The 22,823-nt window shown below is 61.2% G+C and carries 20 protein-coding genes; 14 read left to right on the top strand and 6 right to left on the bottom strand.

Annotated features, from left to right (window positions below; translation table 11 throughout):
• Positions 1-538 precede the first annotated feature (538 nt).
• From ACWR1S_RS06425 to ACWR1S_RS06410, 4 genes are all read right to left on the bottom strand, one after another.
• A complete protein-coding gene (locus ACWR1S_RS06425) occupies positions 539-1,537 on the bottom strand; it encodes an NADP-dependent oxidoreductase (protein WP_454562870.1) in 999 nt (332 codons plus the stop codon).
• A gap of 57 nt (positions 1,538-1,594) precedes the next feature.
• On the bottom strand, positions 1,595-2,434 hold the full coding sequence (locus ACWR1S_RS06420) for an alpha/beta fold hydrolase (protein WP_454562869.1): 840 nt from the start codon (positions 2,432-2,434) through the stop codon (positions 1,595-1,597).
• Positions 2,435-2,439: 5 nt separating this feature from the next.
• The gene (locus tag ACWR1S_RS06415) at positions 2,440-3,222 is read right to left on the bottom strand and encodes an SDR family NAD(P)-dependent oxidoreductase (RefSeq protein WP_454562868.1); all 783 of its coding nucleotides are present in this window, start codon (positions 3,220-3,222) and stop codon (positions 2,440-2,442) included.
• A 71-nt stretch (positions 3,223-3,293) separates the two neighbouring features.
• The gene (locus tag ACWR1S_RS06410; protein ID WP_454562867.1) at positions 3,294-4,394 is read right to left on the bottom strand and encodes an alkene reductase; all 1,101 of its coding nucleotides are present in this window, start codon (positions 4,392-4,394) and stop codon (positions 3,294-3,296) included.
• Between the two features lie 141 nt (positions 4,395-4,535).
• Between ACWR1S_RS06410 and ACWR1S_RS06405 the strand changes: the two genes are divergently transcribed.
• Both ACWR1S_RS06405 and ycaC read left to right on the top strand, forming a co-directional pair.
• A complete protein-coding gene (locus ACWR1S_RS06405) occupies positions 4,536-5,126 on the top strand; it encodes a TetR family transcriptional regulator (protein ID WP_454562866.1) in 591 nt (196 codons plus the stop codon).
• Between the two features lie 128 nt (positions 5,127-5,254).
• On the top strand, positions 5,255-5,887 hold the full coding sequence (gene ycaC / locus ACWR1S_RS06400; protein ID WP_007916011.1) for an isochorismate family cysteine hydrolase YcaC: 633 nt from the start codon (positions 5,255-5,257) through the stop codon (positions 5,885-5,887).
• A gap of 107 nt (positions 5,888-5,994) precedes the next feature.
• Here the strand turns inward: ycaC and ACWR1S_RS06395 are convergent, their stop codons facing one another.
• Both ACWR1S_RS06395 and ACWR1S_RS06390 read right to left on the bottom strand, forming a co-directional pair.
• Entirely contained in the window at positions 5,995-6,702 is a 708-nt protein-coding gene (locus ACWR1S_RS06395; protein WP_077572457.1) for a cupin domain-containing protein, read from the bottom strand.
• Between the two features lie 47 nt (positions 6,703-6,749).
• The gene (locus tag ACWR1S_RS06390) at positions 6,750-7,607 is read right to left on the bottom strand and encodes a GNAT family N-acetyltransferase (protein ID WP_454562865.1); all 858 of its coding nucleotides are present in this window, start codon (positions 7,605-7,607) and stop codon (positions 6,750-6,752) included.
• Between the two features lie 242 nt (positions 7,608-7,849).
• Between ACWR1S_RS06390 and ACWR1S_RS06385 the strand changes: the two genes are divergently transcribed.
• From ACWR1S_RS06385 to ACWR1S_RS06330, 12 genes are all read left to right on the top strand, one after another.
• Entirely contained in the window at positions 7,850-9,322 is a 1,473-nt protein-coding gene (locus ACWR1S_RS06385) for an aldehyde dehydrogenase family protein (RefSeq protein WP_454562864.1), read from the top strand.
• Between the two features lie 472 nt (positions 9,323-9,794).
• The gene (locus ACWR1S_RS06380; protein ID WP_016987768.1) at positions 9,795-10,463 is read left to right on the top strand and encodes a haloacid dehalogenase type II; all 669 of its coding nucleotides are present in this window, start codon (positions 9,795-9,797) and stop codon (positions 10,461-10,463) included.
• 44 nt (positions 10,464-10,507) lie between these two features.
• A complete protein-coding gene (locus ACWR1S_RS06375) occupies positions 10,508-11,782 on the top strand; it encodes an NAD(P)/FAD-dependent oxidoreductase (RefSeq protein ID WP_454562863.1) in 1,275 nt (424 codons plus the stop codon).
• A 93-nt stretch (positions 11,783-11,875) separates the two neighbouring features.
• The gene (locus ACWR1S_RS06370) at positions 11,876-13,513 is read left to right on the top strand and encodes an ABC transporter substrate-binding protein (protein WP_454562862.1); all 1,638 of its coding nucleotides are present in this window, start codon (positions 11,876-11,878) and stop codon (positions 13,511-13,513) included.
• Between the two features lie 45 nt (positions 13,514-13,558).
• Positions 13,559-14,515, top strand: coding sequence for an ABC transporter permease (locus ACWR1S_RS06365; RefSeq protein ID WP_077572462.1), 957 nt, complete (start codon positions 13,559-13,561; stop codon positions 14,513-14,515).
• Positions 14,512-15,387, top strand: coding sequence for an ABC transporter permease (locus ACWR1S_RS06360; RefSeq protein WP_016987772.1), 876 nt, complete (start codon positions 14,512-14,514; stop codon positions 15,385-15,387). The genes ACWR1S_RS06365 and ACWR1S_RS06360 overlap by 4 nt, the downstream gene beginning before the upstream one ends.
• Before the next feature lies 1 nt (position 15,388).
• A complete protein-coding gene (locus tag ACWR1S_RS06355) occupies positions 15,389-17,230 on the top strand; it encodes an ABC transporter ATP-binding protein (protein WP_454562861.1) in 1,842 nt (613 codons plus the stop codon).
• Entirely contained in the window at positions 17,227-17,535 is a 309-nt protein-coding gene (locus tag ACWR1S_RS06350) for a (2Fe-2S)-binding protein (protein ID WP_016987774.1), read from the top strand. Before ACWR1S_RS06355 ends, ACWR1S_RS06350 begins: the two co-directional genes overlap by 4 nt.
• A complete protein-coding gene (locus tag ACWR1S_RS06345; protein ID WP_077572464.1) occupies positions 17,517-18,893 on the top strand; it encodes an FAD/NAD(P)-dependent oxidoreductase in 1,377 nt (458 codons plus the stop codon). The genes ACWR1S_RS06350 and ACWR1S_RS06345 overlap by 19 nt, the downstream gene beginning before the upstream one ends.
• Positions 18,890-20,044 carry an NAD(P)/FAD-dependent oxidoreductase gene (locus ACWR1S_RS06340; RefSeq protein WP_175554056.1) on the top strand — a complete coding sequence of 385 codons (1,155 nt, stop codon included), beginning with the start codon at positions 18,890-18,892 and terminating at the stop codon, positions 20,042-20,044. Before ACWR1S_RS06345 ends, ACWR1S_RS06340 begins: the two co-directional genes overlap by 4 nt.
• Positions 20,041-21,198: an acetylornithine deacetylase gene (gene argE / locus ACWR1S_RS06335; protein ID WP_212621733.1), complete on the top strand. Its 1,158-nt coding sequence runs from the start codon at positions 20,041-20,043 to the stop codon at positions 21,196-21,198. The genes ACWR1S_RS06340 and argE overlap by 4 nt, the downstream gene beginning before the upstream one ends.
• Before the next feature lie 162 nt (positions 21,199-21,360).
• Positions 21,361-22,818 carry an NAD-dependent succinate-semialdehyde dehydrogenase gene (locus ACWR1S_RS06330; protein WP_116029665.1) on the top strand — a complete coding sequence of 486 codons (1,458 nt, stop codon included), beginning with the start codon at positions 21,361-21,363 and terminating at the stop codon, positions 22,816-22,818.
• The last annotated feature ends 5 nt before the right edge of the window (positions 22,819-22,823 follow it).

The following is a 22,823-nucleotide window of genomic DNA, read 5'->3' as shown; positions in this document are numbered from 1 at the left end:
CGTCGGCGCTCATCGCCAATATCCCCCAATCGGTTCCCTCTCCTGGGGGAGAGGGAGCCGACCGAGGTGTCTGGCGTTATGCATCGACCTGACAGATCGCGTCGATTACGGGTCCATCCGCAGTACTCGGCGGTATTGGATTCACAGCCTTTATTGCACGTCGGCGCTCATCGCCAATATCCCCCAATCGGTTCCCTCTCCTGGGGGAGAGGGCTAGGGTGAGGGCCGCTGTTTCGGCACCCGCCACTTAGCCAGTGACACAACCCTGCGGCATCTTCCCGGCAAAGCTGTCCAGCAAACTCGCCACCACCCTCTCACCCTTGCGCGTTGAACACCTAAGGCTCAAGCATCAAGGGCCGCCAGACGATCGGAGCAACACCAAGTATTGCGTTGTGCTGCTTAGGGTCGGGCGTTTCGTGGTTCGCGGGTTCCGGTGGGTGTTTGTTCTCCGTGTCTTGCAGTTCGTCGGCGGGGGGCTTTTCGGTGTCGCAGGCAAGGTTATCCATGGGTCTTTCGCCAGATGATTACAGGCAGGCAACTATTTGATCTGCACGATTACCTTGCCTTTTGCACGGCCCTGTTCAACGTAAGTCAGGGCTTCGCCCGCTGACTCGAAGGCGAAGGTGCGATCCAGCACGGGCCTTATTACACCGGCTTCAATCAACGTGGTGATTTCGTGCAGTTGTGCGCCGTTGGCCCGCATGAACAGGAAGCTGTAACGGATATCCTGCTTGCGCGCCTTGCGTCGAATGCTCAGGCTCAACAAACGCATGACTTGCCGCAGCGGCCACGCCAGGCCCTGCGCCTTGGCGAACTCTGCGGTCGGCGGGCCTGAAATGGAAATCAGCTGACCACCTGGCTTGAGTACCTTCAGCGAGTTTTCCAGCACGTCGGTGCCGAGGCTGTTCAGCACCACGTCGTAGTCGCGCAGTTCCTCCTCGAAGTGCTGCTGCTTGTAATCAATCACCACGTCCGCACCCAACGCTTTAACCCACTCGACATTCGCAGTGCTGGTGGTGGTCGCGACAAGCGCGCCGAGGTGCTTGGCCAGTTGAATGGCGATGGTTCCGACACCGCCGGAACCGGCGTGAATCAAGACCTTCTGACCCTTCTGCAAACGGGCGATGTCGACCAGCGCTTGCCAGGCTGTCAGGGCGACCAAAGGAATGCCGGCGGCTTGTTCCATGCTGAGGTTGGCGGGCTTCAACGCCACGGCGTTTTGCTCGACGGCGATTCGCTCGGCGAACGTGCCGATTCGCTGTTCGGGCACGCGCGCATACACCGCGTCGCCGGGCTTGAAGCCCTTGACCGCTGCGCCAACCGCAATCACCACGCCGGCACAATCGTTGCCCAGCACCAAGGGGAATGAGTACGGCAGAATCAGTTTGAATTCGCCGCTGCGAATCTTCGAATCGAGTACGTTGACGCTGGCAGCATGCACTTCAATCAGCACGTCATGGGCGCCGGGTACAGGCTCGGAGACATCGCCCAGACGTCCGTTCTGCTTGCCGTAGCGATCGATAAAATAAGCTTTCATGGTAGGGACGGCTCTCGCAATTTTTGGGGGAGGGCAGCGTTGCCTGAGCAGGTTTGTTCAGCTATCGAGAAACGCCTGTGCCTTGCTGACAAAGTCAGCGTAGTTCTGGAAAATCGCGCCGTGTCCGGCGTCTTCATAAATGATCAATTGCGCGTGGGGAATCCGCTTCGCCAAGTCAATCGAGTTGACCGTGGGCACCATCATGTCGCTGTCACCGTTGACCACCAGCGTCGGAATTTGCAGGCCGTCAAGGTTCTGCGGCAGCTGTTTTCCCCAGGCCTTGATGGCTTTCAACTGCCGCAGAAACGCGCGCGGTGTCGGGCGTTTGTCGCGATCTTTGCGGCGTTCTTTCAAACGTTGCAGGAAGTCTGTCGCGGCCCGCCGTCCGTTGGCGGTTGTGGTGAAAAACAGGTGGAACTTGGGATCGCGCAGGGTCAACAAGCCCTTGAACATCAGTGGCCAGGAAACCGCACCGACCTTGGCGATACCGACGCCGCCAGCAGGTCCGGTGCCGGTCAGAATCAGGCGCCGCACCAAGGCGGGATCTTTGAGCGCGATGTCCTGAGCAACGAATCCGCCGAGGGAAAAACCCAGCAGATCGACGCTGCGGAATTCCAGCGCAGCGATCAGGCTGGTGACGTCGTCGGCCATCTGCGCGACGGTCAGGGGCGCGGTGCCGCCTGAGCCACCGACGCCGCGATAGTCAATGGCGAGCACGCGCCGGTTCCGCGCCAGACCATCGACGATTCGCGGGTCGAAGTCGTCAAGTGCTGCGCCCCAATGATTGAGCAGGATCAGCGGCACCGCCGATTTTGGGCCGAGGTCGCGATAGGCGAAGGGCGTGCCGCCAACCAAAATCGATTGGTTGGCGGCTTTGACGAAAGGCATTGGTTCCATCGGACTCACGCCAGGTAACGCTGCGCGACTGCCGACTGGCGAATCTGCGCCAACAGGCCCTGCCGCGCGGTTTGCAAGGCATCCCAGCGCTCACCTTCATGCAGCGGCGGAATGGTCACCGGCTCGCGACGATCAAAGCCGACCAACGCTGCATCGACCAGATCGGTGACTTCCATGATCTCGCTCAAGGTGTTGATGTCGATGCCTGCGCGATCCCAGATCTCGGTGCGGGTAGCGGCCGGCAGCACGGCTTGCACGTAGACGCCGAGTGGCGACAGCTCCAGGCTCAGGCCCTGAGACAGGAACAGGACAAATGCCTTCGTGGCCCCGTAGACCGACATGCCGAACTCCGGGGCCAGACCGACCACCGAGCCGATGTTGATAATGGCGCCGTCACCGGCCTTCGCCAGACGGGGAGCGATGGCACTGGCGAGCCGCACCAGTGCCGTGGTGTTGAGGGCGACCAGATTGGCCACTTTGTCGGTGCTCTGCTCGATGAAGCTGCCCGACTGCGCGGCGCCCGCGTTATTGACGAGGATGCCAATGCGCGCGTCGTCGCGCAGGCGCGTCTCGACGGTGGTCAGGTCTTTGAGTTGGGTCAGGTCTGCCTGCAGCACATCAATGGCGACGCTGTGTTCGCTACGCAGTTTCGCGGCGAGTGTTTCCAGGCGCTGAAGATCGCGGGCGACCAGCACCAGATCATGCCCGCGTTGGGCGAAACGTTCGGCGTAAACCGCGCCGATGCCGGTAGAGGCGCCAGTGATCAGAACAGTAGGGTGGGCGTTCATAGGGTCATCTCTTCGTCAGAAAAATCGATCAGGGACTGATGCATGAAGCAGTAAATGCGCTGGGACTCGGCTTACTGAGCAGCAGCGCTCCATTCCGCCAGGGTCGGATAGTCGATGTAGCCTTCCGCACCACCGCCATACAGGGTGGCGGGGTTGAAACCGGCCAACGGCGCACCGGCCGCCAGGCGCTCGACCAGATCCGGATTGCCAATGAACGGGCGACCGAAGGCGATCAGATCGGCGTGGTCTTCGGCAATCCGCACGTTCGCCAGCTCGAGGTCGTAGCCGTTGTTGGCGATGTAAGTGTTTTTGAAACGCTGGCGCAGAGCGCCGAAATCGAACGGCGCGACATCGCGCGGACCGCCGGTTGCGCCTTCGACCACGTGCAGATAAACGATGCCCAGCGCGTCGAGTTGCTCGACGATGTACTCGAATTGCCCTTGCGGTTCGCTGCTCGACACCCCGTTGGCCGGCGACACCGGCGAGAGGCGAATGCCGGTGCGATCTGCGCCGATCTCGGCGACGACCGCTGCCGTCACCTCCAGCAACAAGCGCGCACGATTTTCAATCGAGCCGCCGTAGGCATCAGTGCGCAAGTTGGCGCCGTCCTTGATGAATTGATCGAGCAAATAGCCGTTGGCACCGTGGATTTCCACACCATCGAACCCAGCGGCGATAGCGTTGACCGCTGCCTGGCGGAAATCGTTGACGATCCCCGGAAGTTCGCTGATGTCCAGTGCTCGTGGCGCGGAAACGTCTTCAAAGCGGTTGTTGACGAACACTTTGGTCGTCGGGCGTATCGCCGAGGGGGCGACAGGTGCGGCGCCGTTTTCTTGAAGATCAACGTGTGAAACACGACCGACATGCCACAGTTGCAGGAAGATCTTCGCGCCTTTTTCGTGCACCGCAGCGGTGACCTTGCGCCAGCCATCGATCTGCGCCTGCGTGTAAATCCCCGGGGTGTCCTGATAGCCCTGGCCCTGTCGGGAGATCTGCGTGGCCTCGGAGATCAGCAGGCCAGCGGAGGCGCGCTGACTGTAATAGGTGGCCGCGAATTCACTGGGCACGAAGCCTTCGCCCGCTCGATTGCGGGTCAGCGGCGCGAGAACGATTCGATTCGCCAGCGTCAGGGAGCCAAGCGTGTACGGCGTGAACAGATTTTGATCGGTCATGGGGGTTGATCCGTGCCTGTGAGTGAGCAGCGATAACTTCTGCAATTAGGATGATGATCGAAATCTAAACTGTCAACGGTTTTGATTATGGCTGACATCTATGTATCATCTGCGCATGATTTTTCAGCGGAGGTATTGCACGTGAGAGTCACCAAAGCCCAGGCGCAGGCAAACCGCGAGCACATCGTCGAGACCGCTTCGGTGTTGTTTCGTGAGCGCGGTTTCGACGGTGTCGGCGTCGCGGACCTGATGGCGGCGGCCGGATTCACCCATGGCGGTTTCTACAAGCACTTCGGCTCGAAGGCCGACCTGATGTCCGAAGCCTCGGCCAACAGCCTTGCGCGCTCGTTGGCCAGTGCCGAAATGCTCGATGTTCAGGGCTTCATCGACGCTTATGTGTCGAAAGAACACCGGGACGGGCGGGGCAGCGGCTGCACCATGGCCGCTTTGTGCGGCGACGCTGCGCGCCATTCTGACGAAGTGAAAATGGCGTTTGCCGACGGGATCGAGCGCACGCTGCAGACGCTTGGCGACAAGTACCCGACAGGGCCCGACGCGGCGTCTGGTGAGGGGCGGGTGAAAATGATCGACATGCTGGCGCGGGCGGTTGGCGCGATTATCCTGTCGCGGGCCTGCCCGGCTGATTCCGCGCTGGCCGATGAAATACTCGCGGTGTGTCACGCTGAAATGACCGCTTCACTGTCGGTTTCTACCGACAGTAAAAGTGGTTGATCGGTATTGTCCTTTTTGAGTTGACGGTGAAACGCTTTTCAGCCGATTTATCCCGTCCCTGTGCGTCAGTAATCTGTACCCAACTTGAACGCAACAACAACTTCAAAAACTCAAAAGGGACGCAGACCATGACCACTCCAACCTACAACCGCCTGAACAAAGACGACGCCATCGTGCTGCTGGTTGACCACCAGACCGGTCTGATTTCGCTGGTGCAGGACTTCTCGCCGAACGAGTTCAAGAACAACGTGCTGGCCCTGGCTGATCTGGCCAAGTTCTTCGAACTGCCGACCATCCTCACCACCAGTTTCGAACAAGGCCCGAACGGCCCGCTGGTACCGGAACTGAAAGAGATGTTCCCGGACGCGCCGTACATCGCTCGCCCAGGCCAGATCAACGCGTGGGACAACGAAGACTTCGTCAAAGCGATCAAGGCAACCGGGCGCAAGCAGATCATCATTGCCGGTGTGGTGACGGATGTCTGCGTAGCGTTCCCGACCCTGTCGGCGCTGGCGGAAGGGTTTGATGTGTTTGTGGTGACCGACGCTTCCGGCACGTTCAACACCACGGTGCAACAAGCCGCCTGGAGCCGTATGACTCAGGCTGGCGCACAGATGATGAATTGGTTCTCGGTGGCATGTGAGTTGCACCGCGACTGGCGCAACGACATTGAAGGTCTGGGTAATCTGCTGTCGCAGCGGATTCCTAACTACCGCAACCTGATGAACAGCTACTCGGCGCTGACCGCGCAGCAGAAGTAGGCCGACGCAACCAAGCGATAGCACGAGCGAAAAAAACCTGTGGCGAGGGAGCTTTCTCCCTCGCCACAGTCATGGTGTCATCCTCATGGCTCTGAAAAAACAGGCCACTAGCGAACCGCGTAAACCTTGCGCACATAGCGCGTGCTCTTCCACGCGCAGAATGCGCCGCGCGGTACGAACACGCTGTCGCCGGTATCGACCATAACGCTCGATCCGTCCGGCGCGAGTAATGCCACGCTGCCCTCGATCAGGTGCATCAACTCATTGAGTGGGTGTGCTCGGCCGCGGCGTTCGTAGGGCGTCGAATCCCACACACCGACACGCAGATCGGTTACCGGATCTTCGAAGGCATTGCGGGAGCGGCATTGTGGTGTCGCGCCAATCAGAATCTGTTCTGGTGGCGCCGCCGACGGCGATAGCATCGCCAACGGATCGAGGCCGGTGAGGCCGGGTGTCGGGGTGTCAGTGGCCATTGCACAGAAAGCCCATTGCGTTCCGACCTGAGCCTCTATTCGCAGCGAGGTGCCACGGCCGATCACTGCGCTGCTGCCGACAGCCAATGCCAATGTCTGTTCGCCGGCTTTCAGCCGCACGTGCCCGGCATGCACGACAATAGTTTCGGTGTGCGGAAAATCCTCGATGTCCATCGACTCGCCAACCTCAACGATGCCTGCACTGATGCCGTCGGCACCGTGCCAAGCGACGCGTCGGCCGGCGGCAAAAGGATCTCTGGCGCTCAACGCCATCTGTTCGAAAGACGTAGCGATGCGGCCACCGTCGGCGCGAGCCAACAGCAGAACAGTAGGTTGCGACATACGAAGAACACTCCATTAGAAAACGTTGAGGCACTGCAACAGCGCAATCAACCGATGGCTTGGGTAACCAGCGCAAACTGGCGCATGCCATTGGCGGCCGCAGGAGGCGTGCCGCGGGCCATTTGCGCGACGGTGTCGATCTGCTTGAGTCCGGCTGTTTCCAGCCATTCGGCGAGGCCACAATCGGCCGGAATGTCGATGCGTACAAAGGCGTCCGGCACTGGGTTCAACAACGTGCCGATCAAGTACTCTGCTTGTTCGAGGTTTTCAGCAACCACCGGGCCTATGCAGCGGCCGCGTCCGAACGGGCGCATCAGCGCGAAGGCGCGCAACTGGCCGTCGCGATGAATGCCGACGGACTGTTCCACCACCGGCGCCAGGTCGTCGAGCACCGCGCGCCGATCCAGACCGCTGGCAGCGTTCGCCAGGGTCAACAGTTGTTGCTGATCCGCAGCCGTCAGCGCACGACATGCTTCGCCCTCGGCCAGCGCGGTCAGCGCCGGTGCGTGCGCCTGGCCCTGATGTTGCTGGATCCTGCCAAACTCGACAAACCCCTGACTGGCATACAGTGGCGCACCGGCGAGGGTCGCATTCAACATGGGCGTTCGCGCCTGGCAGGCATCGAGGGCTTGCTCCATCAACTGGCGTCCGATGCCTTTACCTTGGTAGTCGTCGCTGACGATGACCAGCCCGATGGTGGCGAAATCACCTTGCGGGCAGGCGAATGCCGTACCGATCAACCGTTCGCCATCAAGCACCACGAAACCGGCACTGACCCGTTGCAGCATCGCCCAGTCGTCCAGTCGATGCGGCCATTTCAGCTGCACGGACAAGGCATGGGCGGCGGGGATATCGGCGGCGGTCATCGGGCGATAAACATAAGCGGACGGGTGTGAGGCGGACATGGCGAGTCTCCGTTGAACAATGTGCGCGAGCGCCCGGTTTTGCGGCGCGATGGTGCCTGTATCCCATCTGTGTGAAGCGCTGACAAGGGGCGATCGCGCATTCGGCAGATTCGGCGAGACGATGCCCGCAAGACCACACTTACTACTTATTTGCACGGCAAGGTCGGCAGCAAATGCTTGGGCTTTTTTTCTACGATGGAGGCCTGAGTAATGACTCGCCGGCCCCTCTTCTGGAGTGCTCCATGAATAGCTTCGATCCCCGCCTTATCGCTGTTCGCAGCGCCCACTTCATTGACGGTCAATACCGCGATGCGCATTCAGGGCTGGAAGTGGTTCGCCCCTCCGACGGCCAGGTTTATGCCGAACTGCCGGTGGCGGATGCCGACCTGGTGGACGAAGCCGTCAATAATGCCTGGCAGGCCTTCAATCGCAGCGACTGGGCCAGCCGTCCACCGCGCGAGCGGGCGCGGGTGATGCGCCGCTGGGCGGATCTGATTGAGGCGGACGCGGAGATTCTTGCGCCTCTGGAAGCAGTCGGCTCAACCCGCCCGCACAAAGATGTGATCGCCTGGGATATTCCCTATGTGGCCGAAGGCATTCGTTTTTTTGCCGAGCTGGCGGACAAGCATGGCGGTCAGGTTGCCGCCACCCAGACCGATCGCCTGGGCATGCAGATTGCTGAACCCTATGGGGTGATCGCCGCCATCGCACCCTGGAATTTTCCGCTGAGCATGGCGTCCTGGAAGGTCGCGCCAGCCTTGGCTGCGGGCAATGCCGTGGTGCTCAAACCTTCAGAGCTGACGCCGTTCTCCAGTCTGCGCTTTGCTGAACTGGCGTTGCTCGCGGGGCTGCCGGCCGGCATCTTCAACGTCGTGCAGGGGGATGGTCGTGTGACGGGCGACGCGCTGTGCCGGCATCCGCGCGTGGGTAAAGTGACGTTCACCGGCTCCACGGCAACCGGTTCGAGCATCATGTCGACGTGCGCACGGGTCGGGCCCAAACCGGTCACACTGGAACTCGGTGGCAAAAGTCCACAATTGGTCTTCGCCGATATCCCCGACATTGCCAAAACTGCGCGCACCGTGGCCTTGGCAATTACCGGTAACGCTGGCCAGGTGTGTGTCTCCGGCTCACGGCTGTTGATTGAACGCTCGATCATGGAACCCTTCCTGGCGCACTTGCAGGCTTACTTCGAGACGCTGCGTCCCGGTCCTACCTGGTCGTCGCAGAGCACGCTCTCACCGATCATTTCGCGCCTGCAGGCCAGTCGCATCGATGGCATCGTCCAGCGTTCGCGCCAGGCCGGGGCCGAGGTGTTGACCGGTGGCGGACTGTTTGAAGAGATGGGCGGTGCTTACTATCAACCGACGTTGCTGACCGGGGTCGACAATCAGAATCCGGCGGTCTGCGAAGAGATCTTCGGGCCAGTGCTGACGGTGCAGGCGTTCGATGACGAGGAGCAGGCACTCAGTCTGGCTGCGCACGCCACTTACGGTCTGGCCGCAGGCGTACACACCGCCGATATCAATCGCGCCTTGCGCCTGGTGCGCAAACTCGAGGCGGGGACGGTGTGGGTCAACCGTTACGGGCGCAGTAACGACTACATCCTGCCCACCGGTGGCTATAAACGTTCCGGTATCGGCAAGGACCTGGGGCGCGAGGCGTTCGAGGCCAACCTGCGCTTCAAGAGTGTGCTGATCGATATTGTTCAGTAATGCCGATCAAGCCATGGGAGTGAGTTTGCTCGCGAAGCGGGCCTGACGGGACATTGATGTTGCCCTGCGCAGCGCTTTGCGAGCAGGTTCGCCCCGCAGAGATCGGGCCATGCCAGTGGCATCAGTAACGCTTGAATCAACCGCCAAACGGGCGCTTCCTTAGGGACGCGCCCGTTTTCGTTTTGCTCGGCGCAGTTTCTGCGGTGATCGCCGGAAAAACAGCGCGTGAACAGGCAAAAGAGGTCCATAAGGGCGCACAAATACAGGGTTTGCCCAAGGCTGGAGCGAGCCGCAAAGTCTGCTGAGGCAGGTGGCCAAAACGGTGGTTTGTATCGAGCAAAGGTCGCTTTTAACGCCATCTGCTGAATTCACAGTGTTGTAATGACGGTGTGCTGCAGCGTTGCATCACCGCTTGCCAATCAAGCGAATGCTGGCCGCGCCATGACCTCAACGAACTTCAGGATCGCACCCAATGAGCTTTCTTCGTCCCAAATTCATTACGTTCGACTGCTACGGTACGCTGACCAATTTCCACATGGGCACCATGACGCGCGAACTCTTCGCCGATCGCGTGCCAGCGGAGCAGATGGACCAGTTCGTCAAGGATTTCTCGGCTTATCGCCTGGATCAGGTCATGGGCGACTGGATGCCTTACGACGAGATTCTCAAGACAGCACTGGCGCGTACCTGCAAGCGTTGGGGCGTCGAGTACCGCGACGAAGGTCAGCTGTACTACGACGCCGTGCCAACCTGGGGCCCACACGCGGATGTGCCGGCCGGCCTGTCGAAAATTGCCGACAAGATCCCGCTGGTGATTTTTTCCAACGCCAGCGACAGCCAGATCATGTCCAACGTCGACAAACTCGGCGCGCCGTTTCACAAGGTCTTCACCGCTGAGCAGGCACAAGCCTACAAGCCACGCCTGGCGGCGTTCGAGTTCATGCTCGACAACCTTGGCTGCGGCCCGGAAGACATCTTGCATGTGTCCTCCAGCTTCCGTTACGACTTGATGCCGGCACACGACATGAAGATCAAGAACAAGGCCTTCGTCGCCCGCGGTCACGAAGTCCCGGGCAATGCGTTTTACGGCTATCAGCAGATCACTGACATCGGCGGGCTGCCGGCGCTGGTCGGACTCTGAGTTGCATCGGCATCGGCATTTTTTCTGGCATAGGCGAATCGGACATGGGCAGTGAATCCTACTGGCTCGACACCGCACCGGCCTTCACCGGTGGGCAACTCGGCGCATTGCCCGCGCAGGTCGATGTGGCCGTCGTGGGGGGTGGTTTCACCGGGTTGGCGGCGGCCCGCGCCTTGGCGCTCAAGGGGGCCAGTGTGGTGGTGCTCGAAGCCGGGCGAGTGATCGGCGAAGCCTCGGGGCGTAACGGTGGGCAATGCAACACCGGGGTGGCCCAGGATTACGCTGGCCTCAGTGCCAGCCTCGGTGCGGACAAGGCGCGCGCCTATTACCAGGCGTATGAGCGAGCAGTGCAAAGTGTTGTTTCACTGGTGGAGCAGGAGCAGATTGCCTGCGACCTGATCCGCAACGGCAAGCTGAAACTGGCCGCCAAACCCATGCACTACGAAGGCCTGGCGCGCACTTGTGAGCTGATTCGTCGTGAGGTCGATGCCGATGTCGAGTTGTTGTCCGCCGAGCAGACCCGCGCTGAAGTGAATTCGGCACAGTTTCACGGCGCTCTGCTGCAACGCAACGGCGTGCAAATGCACGTCGGCCGCTTCGGCGTCGGTCTTGCCGAAGCGGCGGCGCGGCACGGTGCCCTGATCCATCAAGGCACTTCGGTGCTGGACTGGAAGGCCAAGGCCGGCGGCTATCAGGTCAATACCAGTAAGGGCTCGCTGCACGCCGGGCAGGTGCTGCTCGCCACTGGCGCCTGTCAGCACGGCGGCTTGAGCTGGTATCGGCGGCGCATCGTGCCGGTCGGCAGTTTCGTCATCGCTACCGAGGTATTGCCAGACGCGTTGCTCGACCAATTGCTGCCATGTCGTCGTGCCTATGTCACCAGCCGCATGATCGGTAACTACTTTCGCCTGACCCCGGACAACCGTTTGCTGTTTGGTGGCCGCGCGCGGTTCGCCATGTCCGACAGCGTCAACGACGCCAAGAGCGGCAAGGTTCTGCAAGCCGCCATGGTGCAGATGTTCCCGCAATTGGCCGAGGTGAAGATCGACTACTGCTGGGGCGGACTGGTCGACATGACTTCCGATCGGCTACCTCGGGCCGGTCAGCATGGCGGGGTTTTTCACTCCATGGGTTACAGCGGCCACGGTGTACAGATGTCGGTGCACATGGGCCAGGTCATGGCCGAGGTGATGGCGGGTAACGTCGAGGCCAATCCGTGGCGCGAACTTGAATGGCCAGCCATCCCCGGGCATTTCGGCAAGCCATGGTTTTTGCCGTTCGTGGGCGCGTATTACCGCTTTCAGGATTATCTGCATTGAGTTGCTGTTGTGGCGTCACCGTCGTTTGCGTTTCAGGACGTTCCGGTCAACCGGAACACTCGAGCCTTCTCATCTTCGACAGGTAGCACTGATATGACTGACAACAAAAACGACTCACCCCTGATTTCCGGCGAAGAAAGCCTGCGGGTTTTCGAGGGCCTCAATCGCGGCATGTCACGCCGTCATGCCCTGCAAATGCTCGGTGTGGCGGGTGTTGCCGCGGCGGGCGCCGGCAGCCTGTTTGGCGCCGCCGGCAAGCTGTTCGCCGATGAAGCGGCAACACCGGGCACAGGCAAGCCGGGCGGGCGCATTCGTGTCGCCGGGATGTCCAGTTCCACGGCAGACACCCTAGACCCGGCCAAAGGCGCGTTGTCCACCGACTATGTGCGCCACTACATGTTCTACAACGGCCTGACCCGATTCGACTCGCATCTGGTGCCGCAGCTGGAACTGGCCGAGCGTATCGATAACACCGACGCCACCGTGTGGACCATCACCCTGCGCAAAGACGTGACCTTCCACAACGGCAAGACCCTGAGCGCCGCCGACGTGGTGTTTTCGTTGTCGCGACACAAGGACCCGCTCACCGGTTCGAAAGTCATGCCGCTGATGGAGCAGTTCGTCGAAATCAAGGCTACCGGCACCAACGAAGTACAGATCCGTCTGAGCGCACCCAACGCAGAGCTGCCGTCGATTCTCGCGGTGTCGCACTTGCTGATCGTTCCCGAAGGCACCACCGACTTCAATCAGGGCATCGGCACCGGGCCGTTCAAGGTCAAGGAATTCAAACCGGGCGTGCGTTCGGTGGCTGCGCGCAACACCGGTTACTGGAAACCAGGCCTGCCATACCTCGACGAAATCGAGTTCATCGCCATTGGTGACGAACCGTCGCGCGTCAACGCGTTGCTTTCCGGCGACGTACACATGATCAATGAGGTCAATCCGCGTTCTACCGCCCGTATCAAGGCCAGTGCCAAGCATCGGGTCGTTGATGCGCCGTCGGGCAACTACACTGATTTGATCATTCGTCAGGATCAGATGCCCGGCAAAAGCGCCGAATTCACCCAGGCGATGAAGTATCTGCTCGACCGCGAGCAGGTCAAATCGGCAGTGTTCCGTGGCTTTGCCGTGGTCGGCAATGACCATCCGATTGCGCCGGGTTCGCGCTATTACAACGCCGACCTGCCACAAACCGTCTATGACCCGGAAAAAGCCCGGTTCCTGCTGAAGAAAGCCGGGATGGAAAACATCAGCATGCCGCTGGTCGCATCGCCGGCCGCCACCGGTTCAGTGGACATCGCGGTGCTGTTGCAGCAATCGGCGAAACAGGCCGGGCTCAAACTCGACGTCAACCGTCTGCCGAGCGATGGCTATTGGTCCAACCACTGGATGAAGCACCCGCTGAGCTTCGGCAACATCAACCCGCGGCCGAATGCCGACGTGATGTTCTCGCAGTTCTTCCAGTCGAAAGCGCCGTGGAACGAGTCCGGCTGGCAGAACGATCAGTTCGACCAATTGCTGATGCTCGCCCGCGCCGAAACCGACGACGCCAAGCGCAGCAAGATGTACGCCGATATGCAAACGCTGGTGCACGACCACAGCGGCATCGGCGTGCCAGTGTTCATCAGCAACATCGATGGCGTTGACCAGCGCATCAAAGGCTACAGCAGCAATCCGCTGGGCGGCTTCATGGGTTACATGTTCGCCGAGCAGGTCTGGCTGGACGCTTGATAAGCCGTCGGTTTGAGCGGCAGTAACAGTGCAGGAGGACAGGCGATGAACAGCAACACCTTGTGGTTGATCGGCAGGCGCATGGGCGCCGCGATCGTGACGTTGTTGATTGTGTCCATGGTCGTGTTCGCGATCACGGCGGTATTGCCGGGCGACGCCGCGCAACAATCGCTGGGGCAGTTCGCCACGCCGGAGCAGGTCGCGGCGTTGCGCCTGAAACTGGGACTCGATCAGCCCGGCGTGTTGCGCTACTTGCACTGGCTGATGAACTTGCTCAGTGGTGACATGGGCCTGTCGGTTTCCAACGCCATGCCGGTGGGTGAGTTGATGGCCGGGCGCGTCCCCAACACCTTGATGCTGGCCGGCGCTACCGCACTGGTTTCGGTACCGGTGGCGCTGATTCTGGGCATCGGTTCGGCGATGGGTAGGGGCGGGCGACTCGACAGCCTGCTGAGCTTTTTCACCCTGGCCATGGTCGCCGTTCCGGAGTTTCTGGTGGCGACCCTGGCGGTGTTGATCTTCGCGGTAAACCTGGGTTGGTTATCGGCGCTGTCCTATGCCAGCGACATCACTTCACCGTGGCAATTCATGCGCACTTACGCTTTACCGGTGATGACCCTGTGTTGCGTGATCGTCGCGCAAATGGCCCGCATGACCCGCGCAGCGGTGATCGATCAACTCGACAGCCCTTACGTGGAAATGGCCCGGCTCAAAGGGGTCAGCCCGATCCGTATCGTACTGCGGCACGCCTTGCCCAACGCCATTGGGCCGATTGCCAACGCCATCGCCCTGAGCCTCTCATACCTGCTGGGCGGGGTGGTCATCGTCGAGACCATCTTCAACTATCCCGGTATCGCCAGCCTGATGGTCGATGCCGTGACCAACCGTGACATGGCACTGGTTCAGGCCTGCACCATGTTGTTCTGTACAGCGTATCTGGGGCTGGTGCTGCTCGCTGACCTGTGTGCCATCCTGTCCAACCCGAGGCTGAGAAACCAATGAACAATCTCATTGTGAAATCGACGCCTTCAGCGCCCGACCTGTCGGTGGGCAAGGTGTCCCATGGCCCGGCCTGGCTAGGTCTGATCGGCGCTGCGATGTGCCTTCTGTGGTTGCTGGTGGCAATGTTCGGCCCGTGGCTGGCACCCCACCCGGTGGGCGAAGTGGTGTCGGACAATGTCTTTGACAGCATCAGTGCCCTGTACCCGTTTGGCACTGATTATCTGGGCCGTGACATGCTCAGCCGCGTGCTCGTCGGCGCCCGCTTCACGGTGGGCCTGGCGTTGATTGCGGCGATATTGGCCAGTGGCCTGGGCACCAGTTGCGCGCTGCTGTCGGTGGTGTCGCCAAAATGGCTGGACGAAGTGATCAGTCGCCTGATGGACGCGTTCATCTCGATCCCGAGCAAGATGCTCGCGCTGATCATGGTCTCGGCGTTTGGTTCGTCGGTGATGTTGCTGGTATGCACCGCCGTGCTGAGCTTCGCCCCCGGGGCCTTTCGCATTGCCCGCAGCATGGCAGTGAACATCGAGGCTCTGGAGTACGTACAAGTGGCGCGTACCCGTGGCGAACGGCGTCTGTACATTGCCTGTGTGGAAATCCTGCCGAACATGCTCAACCCGGTGCTGACCGATCTGGGCCTGCGGTTCGGCTTTATTGTGTTGCTGCTCAGTGGCATGAGCTTCCTTGGGTTGGGCGTGCAACCACCCGACGCCGACCTTGGCTCGCTGGTGCGCGAAAATATCGGTGGACTCAATCAGGGCGCCCCGGCCATCGTCATTCCGGCACTGGCAATCGGCACCCTGACCATTGGCGTGAATCTGTTTATCGACAGGCTGTCGTCTCGCCGCAGTCGCCGTTCGGGAGGTCATTGAAATGAGCCAATTGATTCGAGTCGAAGACCTGCGGGTGGTCGCGTGTGGCGAGCGCGGTGAAAGCGAAATCGTCAAAGGCGTGAGTTTCGCCCTGGAAAAAGGCGAAGTATTGGCGCTGATCGGTGAGTCCGGGTCGGGCAAAACCACCATCGCCCTGGCCTTGCTCGGTTACGCCCGGCGTGGCTGCCGGTTGTCCGGCGGCGTGGTGCAGGTCGGTGAGCACGACATGCTGGCCCTCAGCGAAAAAGAACTGCAAAAACTGCGCGGCAACCGTGTGTCGTACATCGCGCAAAGCGCGGCGGCGGCGTTCAATCCGGCCAAAAGACTGCTCGATCAAGTGGTGGAGGGCGCATTGATTCACGGTTTGGGCACCCGTGCGGTGCTCGAGGCCAAAGCCATCGCGTTGTTTCGCGACCTCGCATTACCGAACCCTGAGCGCATCGGCCAACGCTATCCGCATCAGGTGTCGGGCGGGCAATTGCAACGGGTGATGGCGGCGATGGCGCTGATCAGCGATCCACTGCTGGTGGTCCTCGATGAACCGACCACCGCCCTCGATGTGACCACCCAGATCGACGTGTTGCGTGCCTTTAAGCGGGTGGTTCGCGAACGGGGTGCGACCGCTGTCTACGTGTCCCACGATCTGGCGGTGGTGGCGCAAATGGCTGACCAGATTGTGGTGCTCAATGGCGGCCAGATCTTCGAACAGAGCGCTACCGCGCCGTTGTTGAAGGGGCCGTCCCATGAATACACCCGCAGCTTGTTGGCCGCCGCGCGCCCGGACACTTCGATCCGGCCACCCTGCGGCATTGCCGAAGAGCAACCGCTGCTGACCATCAAAGGCCTGACCGCAGGCTACGGCAACAAGAACACGCACGGCATGCCGGCGATCCGCGTATTGGAAGACATTGATCTGACCGTGCGTCGCGGGCAGGCCATCGGCGTGATCGGTGAGTCCGGTTCCGGCAAGTCGACGCTGGCGCGGGTGGTGGCGGGGTTGCTGTGTCCGGCGCTGGGCGCGTTGACCTTCGATGGTCAGCCACTCGGCGGCTGCCTGTCCGAGCGCACCGATGAGCAGTTTCGACGGATACAGATGGTCTTTCAAAACGCCGATACCGCGCTTAACCCGATGCACAGTGTCAGCACCATCCTCGGTCGGCCGCTGAAAATGTATTTCGGCCTCAAGGGCGCGGCGTTGCACGAACGAATCGGCGAACTGCTCGATCTGGTGCGTCTGCCCCGAACCCTGGCCGAACGTCGGCCGAATGAACTGTCCGGCGGGCAAAAACAACGGGTCAACCTGGCGCGTGCGCTGGCGGCAAAACCGGACTTGATCCTGTGCGATGAAGTGACCTCGGCACTGGACACGGTGGTGGGTGCGGCGATTCTCGAACTGTTGCGCGATCTGCGTCAGGAACTGGGCGTTTCGTACCTGTTTATCAGTCACGACATCTCCACCGTGCGCGCGCTGTGCGATGACATTGTGGTGATGTACAGCGGCCACAAAGTTCAGGCCGGAACGCGTCAGGCGTTTGCCCAGCCGCCGTTTCACCCCTACACCGACTTGCTGATTCATTCTGTCCCGGAACTGCGCCAGGGCTGGCTGGAGAACTGCGGCACGACGTGTGGGGAACTGCCGCCGGTGGGGGCCAGATCCGACGAACCGGAACTGTGTACGTTCCTGAACCGCTGTCCGGTGCGGGTCGATGGTCTGTGCAATCGCAGCGCGCCGCCGCGTCACAGCATTGACGGCGGCAGTGAAATTCTCTGTCACCACGACAGCGTCGAACTGCTGAAAACCCAGCGCGATGTCATCAATCTGAGTCAGGGAGCCTATGCATGAGCGGGCGTTTTGTAAGGCTGGCCGAACAGGGGCGACCTAGCGTCAACCTGACGGTGGATGGTGCGCAGGTGCAAGCGTTGCAGGGTGACACGTTGATGGTTGCCGTACTGACTCACGGCAATGCCTTGCGTCAATCGGAGTTTGATTCAGGTCGACGCGCCGGGTTTTGCCTGATGGGCGCCTGCCAGGATTGCTGGGTCTGGACGCGCAGCGGCGAGCGTTTGCGCGCCTGTTCCAATGAAGTGCGTGAAGGCCTGGACATTGTCACCACGCAACCGGAGGCAAAATGGCCATTGCACGCATAGTCATTGTCGGCGCTGGGCCCGCGGGCATTCGTTGTGCCGAAACGCTGGTGGCGGCCGGTTTCAAACCGACGCTGATCGATGAAAATCGCCGCGACGGCGGACAAATCTATCGTCGCCAGCCCGAGGGATTCACCCGCAATTACGCCACGCTGTACGGCAGCGAAGCGCATAAGGCGCAAGACCTGCATGAGAGCTTTGATCGCCTGCGCGAGCGGATCGACTATCGCCCGGACACCCTGGTGTGGAACCTCACGCCGGGACAATTGTGCTGCGTCAGTCAGGGCCGGCACTCGACGCTGGATTACGACGCGTTGCTGCTCTGCACGGGCGCCACTGACCGGCTGATGCCGATTGAAGGCTGGCAACTGGCGGGCACTTACAGCCTTGGCGGGGCGCAGATTGCGCTCAAGTCGCAAGCGGTGTCGATTGGTCGCAGCGTTGTGTTCATGGGCAGCGGGCCGTTGCTGTATCTGGTGGCCAGTCAGTATGTGAAAGCCGGGGCGACGGTGGCCGCGGTGCTGGACACCTCGCCGCTGCACAAGCGTATCGGCGCACTGCCGAAATTGCTCGCGCGCCCCGGCGTGCTGTGGACCGGGATGAAATTGTTGGCGCAGTTGTATCGGGCAAAGATACCGGTGCATCTCGGCGTCGAGCCGTTGCAGGTACTGGGTGATGCAGCCAGCGGCGTCAGCGGCGTGCGGATACGCACCGGTAAAGGTGAAACGCTGAGTCTGGATTGCGACGCCGTGGCGCTGGGTTATCACTTGCGTCCGGAAACTCAACTGGCGGATCTGGCGGGATGCCGGATGGTGTTTGACCAGGCGTCCGGCCAGTGGTGGGTGGCGGTCGACGACGCGGGGCGCACGTCGGTCAGCGGTGTCTACGCTGCCGGCGACGGCGCGAAGGTTCGCGGTGCCGATGCGGCTGAGCACGCCGGGCGACTGGTGGCCATGGCCTTGCTGGAAGATTTGAACCAACCGGTAAACGCCGGTCTGCGTGACCAACAACGGCAGGCGCTGGTGGTGATGGATCAGTTTCGTCTTGGCCTGGCGCAAGCCTTTCCCTGGCCTGCGCAGCAAGCCGCGGCGTTGCCGGACGCTGCCATTGTCTGTCGGTGCGAAATGATCAGCGCCGGTGAGCTGCGCCGCACTGTCAGCGAGAAGGGCGCCTGTGAGGTCAACCGTGCCAAAGCGTTCAGCCGGGTCGGCATGGGCCGCTGTCAGGGCCGTTATTGTTCCCAGGCCGGGGCCGAGGTGATCGCGGCAGCGGCGGGGGTCAGCGTGCAGCAGGTCGGTCGACAACGCGGCCAGGCGCCGGTCAAACCGCTTTCGATGTTCACCGAGGAGGTGTCGCCATGACTGTTGAAAAAGCTGATGTGGTGATTGTCGGCGGTGGCTTGATGGGCTCGGCGGCAGCGTTTTTCCTGCGTCGTCGCGGGCACTCGGTGATCCTGCTTGAGCGTGACCAGATCGGCCAGTACGCCAGCGGTGTCAACTTCGGCAATGTCCGTCGTCAGGGCCGCTATCTGGGGCAACTGGAACTGGCCAACCGTTCATGGGCATTGTGGAAGCGCTTGCCGGAACTGATTGATGACGACCTGGAGTTCATCGCCAGCGGGCACATGCGCGTGTGTTATCGCGACGACGAAATTGCCGAACTGGAGGCGTATGCCGACGCGCCGGAAGCAGCGCAGCTGGATCTGCAAATCTACCGTGGCCAAGCGTTGCATGAGCGCTTTCCCTTCCTTGGTCCGGACGTCAAGGGCGGCTCTTACGCTCCGCACGATGGTCACGCCAATCCACGCCTGGCGGCACCGGCCTTTGCCCGGGCAGCACGGCGTCTGGGGGCGCGGATCGAAGAACAGACTGAAGTGGCCGAAGTGCAAAAGGTTGCTGGCGATTTTCGCGTCAGCACCACCGATGGCCGCCAGTTCAGCGCGGCACAGTTGTTGATTACTGCCGGTGCGTGGGGACAGAAGCTGTCGCAACAGTTCGGCGAACCGGTGCCGCTGGACACCCACGGCCCGCAAATGGCCGTGACCGAGCCGGTGCCGTACGCGTTGCCGACGGTGATTGGCGTTTACACCAAGATCGCCGAGGAAGTGATCTATTTTCGGCAGATTCCGCGCGGCAACATCGTCATCGGTGGCGGCTACCGCAGCAAGCCGGACATGCTCAATCGCCGCGCCTATTTCGAGCCGCGCAGTCTGCTCAATCAGATGGCACAGATGCGGCGCCTGCTGCCAGGTGTCGGCAATCTGAACATCATCCGCGTCTGGAGTGGCATTGAAGGTTATCTGCCGGACTCCTTGCCGATCATGGGACCGAGCGGCACGGTTGACGGTTTGTTCTATGCCTTCGGGTTCTGCGGTCACGGCTTCCAGCTTGGCCCTGGCGTGGGTGACGTCATGGCCGAACTGATCAGCACCGGCAGCACCAGCACTTCGATTGAACCGTTCTCCATCCGCCGGTTCGCCACCCTGACCGAGCAACGGAGCAAAGCCTCATGAAGCCGCGCGTACTGGAGATTCTCAAGCGTTTGTTGGCGTTCGACACAGTCTCTTCGCAGTCGAACATGGCCCTGATTGACTACGTCCGCGAATTGCTGCTGAGCAAGGGCATCGAGTCGCTGATCGTCAAAGACGAAACCGGCAAGAAAGCCAACCTGTTCGCCAGCACCGGCCCGCAAACCTTGCCGGGTATCCTGCTGTCCGGGCACACCGACGTCGTGCCGGCGGCAGGGCAGGCGTGGACGCTTGAGCCGTTTCAGGCGACGCTGCAGGACGGGCGAATTTACGGGCGCGGCAGTTGCGACATGAAGGGTTTCATTGCCTTGGCCATCGACGCGATGCTCGACGCTGCCGACCATTCGCTGAACCGGCCTTTGCAACTGGCATTGTCCCACGACGAAGAAACCGGCTGCGTCGGTGTGCGGCGCTTGCTCGACGTTTTGCATCTGGCTCCGGTGCGCCCGTTTCTGTGCCTGATTGGCGAGCCGACCAACATGCAGTTCGTACTCGGGCACAAGGGCAAGGGCTCCTATCGCACCTACTGTCGTGGCCTGGAAGCGCATTCCTCACTGGCGCCTCGCTCGGTCAATGCGATTCACGTGGCTTGCGACTTTATCGCCGCACTGCGCGACAGTCAGCGCCAATTGCAGGAGCAGGGCGCACAGGATACGGATTACGACGTACCTTACACCACGGTGCATGTCGGTCAGATTGGTGGCGGGCGGGCCCTGAATATCGTGCCCAATCTGTGCACTCTGGACTTCGAGGTGCGCAACTTGCCGGCCGATGATCTGGACCAGTTTCTCGCGCAGATGCAGGAGCGCGCCGAGCTGATCGTGCGCGAGGCGCGTTTACTGTCGAGCGTCGCCGCCATCGAGATCGAAACGCTGAACGTCTATCCTGGGCTCGACACGCATCCGAGCGTCGAAGCCGTGCGCTTTCTGAAAAACTTCGCCGCGCCGGATACCGGTGTGTCCAAGGTGTCTTTCGGCACGGAAGGCGGTTTGTTCAAGCAGCGTCTGGATGTGCCGGTGGTGGTGTGCGGGCCGGGTTCGATCGAGCAGGCGCACAAGCCCGATGAGTTTATCGAGGTCAGTCAGATGGAGGCCGGGGAACGCTTTCTTCAGGGTTTGCTGGGGTCGCTGAAACAATGACGGTGTCTGTAGGTGCGAGCGCGGCTCGCGCCTACAGGATTTTGTGTTGATCTGCTGTTGCGGCGAAAATTTCAGCATCCGACGCCGTCCTCAAAGCGCTTTCAGCATCCTCCCCCGCAGTACCTCCCTAGACTGGAGCCTGTCTCGAATCAGGACTCGACCATGCTCAAGAATCGTTTGAAAGACTCCAGCCTTTTGGCAGAACTCGCTTATGTAGACGGGCAGTGGATCGGCGCCGATGACGCCGCGACCATTGACGTTATTGATCCGGCCAGCGGTCAGTTGCTTGCCCGGGTGCCGGCCATGCAAGGCGCGGAGACCCGCCGCGCCATCGAGGCCGCCGACAAGGCCTGGCCCGCCTGGCGTGCGCGCCCGGCCGCCGAGCGCGCCACTTTGCTCGAGCGTTGGTATCAGGCCATGGTCGACAACCTCGATGATCTGGCACTGATCATGACCTGCGAACAGGGCAAGCCGCTGAACGAGGCCAAAGGCGAAATCCGCTACGGTGCCGGGTTCGTCAAGTGGTTCGCTGAAGAGGCCCGCCGTGTCTACGGCGAAACCATGCCGGCACCTGGCGGCGACCGTCGGCTGCTGACCTTGAAACAACCGGTCGGCGTCTGCGCGGCGATCACGCCGTGGAACTTCCCCAATGCGATGATCACCCGAAAATGCGCGCCGGCGCTGGCGGCGGGTTGCCCGATCATTGTCAAACCGTCGGATCTCACACCGTTGTCGGCGCTGGCGCTGGCGGTATTGGCAGAGCGTGTCGGTATTCCGGCCGGTGTGTTCAATGTGGTGACCGGAATGCCCGCCGGCATTGGCGAAGAGCTGACCGGCAACCCGACAGTTCGCAAGATTTCCTTTACCGGCTCGACCCCTGTAGGGCGTTTGCTGATGCGCCAGAGCGCCGAGCATATCAAGCGCTTGAGTCTGGAGTTGGGCGGTAACGCGCCCTTCATTGTCTTCGATGACGCCGATCTGGAGCAGGCCGTGGCCGGGGTCATGCTCAGCAAATTTCGCAATGCCGGCCAGACTTGCGTGTGTGCCAACCGCATCCTTGTGCAAAACGGCATCTATGAACGCTTCGCTCAGCGACTGGTGGAAGAGGTCGGCAAGCTCAAGGTCGGTAATGGCCTGGAGGCTGACGTCACGATTGGCCCGCTGATCAACCCGGCCGCAGTAAACAAAGTCGCGCGGCACATCGACGATGCGCTGACCCAGGGCGCGCGATTGCTCTGTGGCGGCATGCCTGATGCCAGCAGTCAGTTCGTGCAACCCACCGTTCTGGGCGATGCCCATGCCGGCATGCTGCTGGCCAACGAAGAAACCTTCGGCCCGGTGGCGCCGTTGATGCGGTTTGACAATGAGGCGCAAGCGCTCGCCCTGGCCAATGCCACGCCGTATGGCTTGGGTGCCTACTATTTCACCCAGGATCTGCGCCGCTCCTGGCGGTTCGGCGAAGCGCTGGAGTTCGGCATGGTCGGCCTCAATACCGGAATCATCTCCATGGACGTCGCGCCGTTCGGCGGTATCAAGCAATCAGGGCTGGGCCGCGAGGGCAGCAAGTACGGCCTGGATGAATACCTTGAAGTCAAAGCCTTCCACATCGGCGGGCTGTAATTCAC

Source organism: Pseudomonas sp. AIG, from assembly GCF_977020205.1.
Note: the sequence above shows the minus strand (reverse complement) of the source record. Positions and strands in the feature narration are given on the sequence as shown.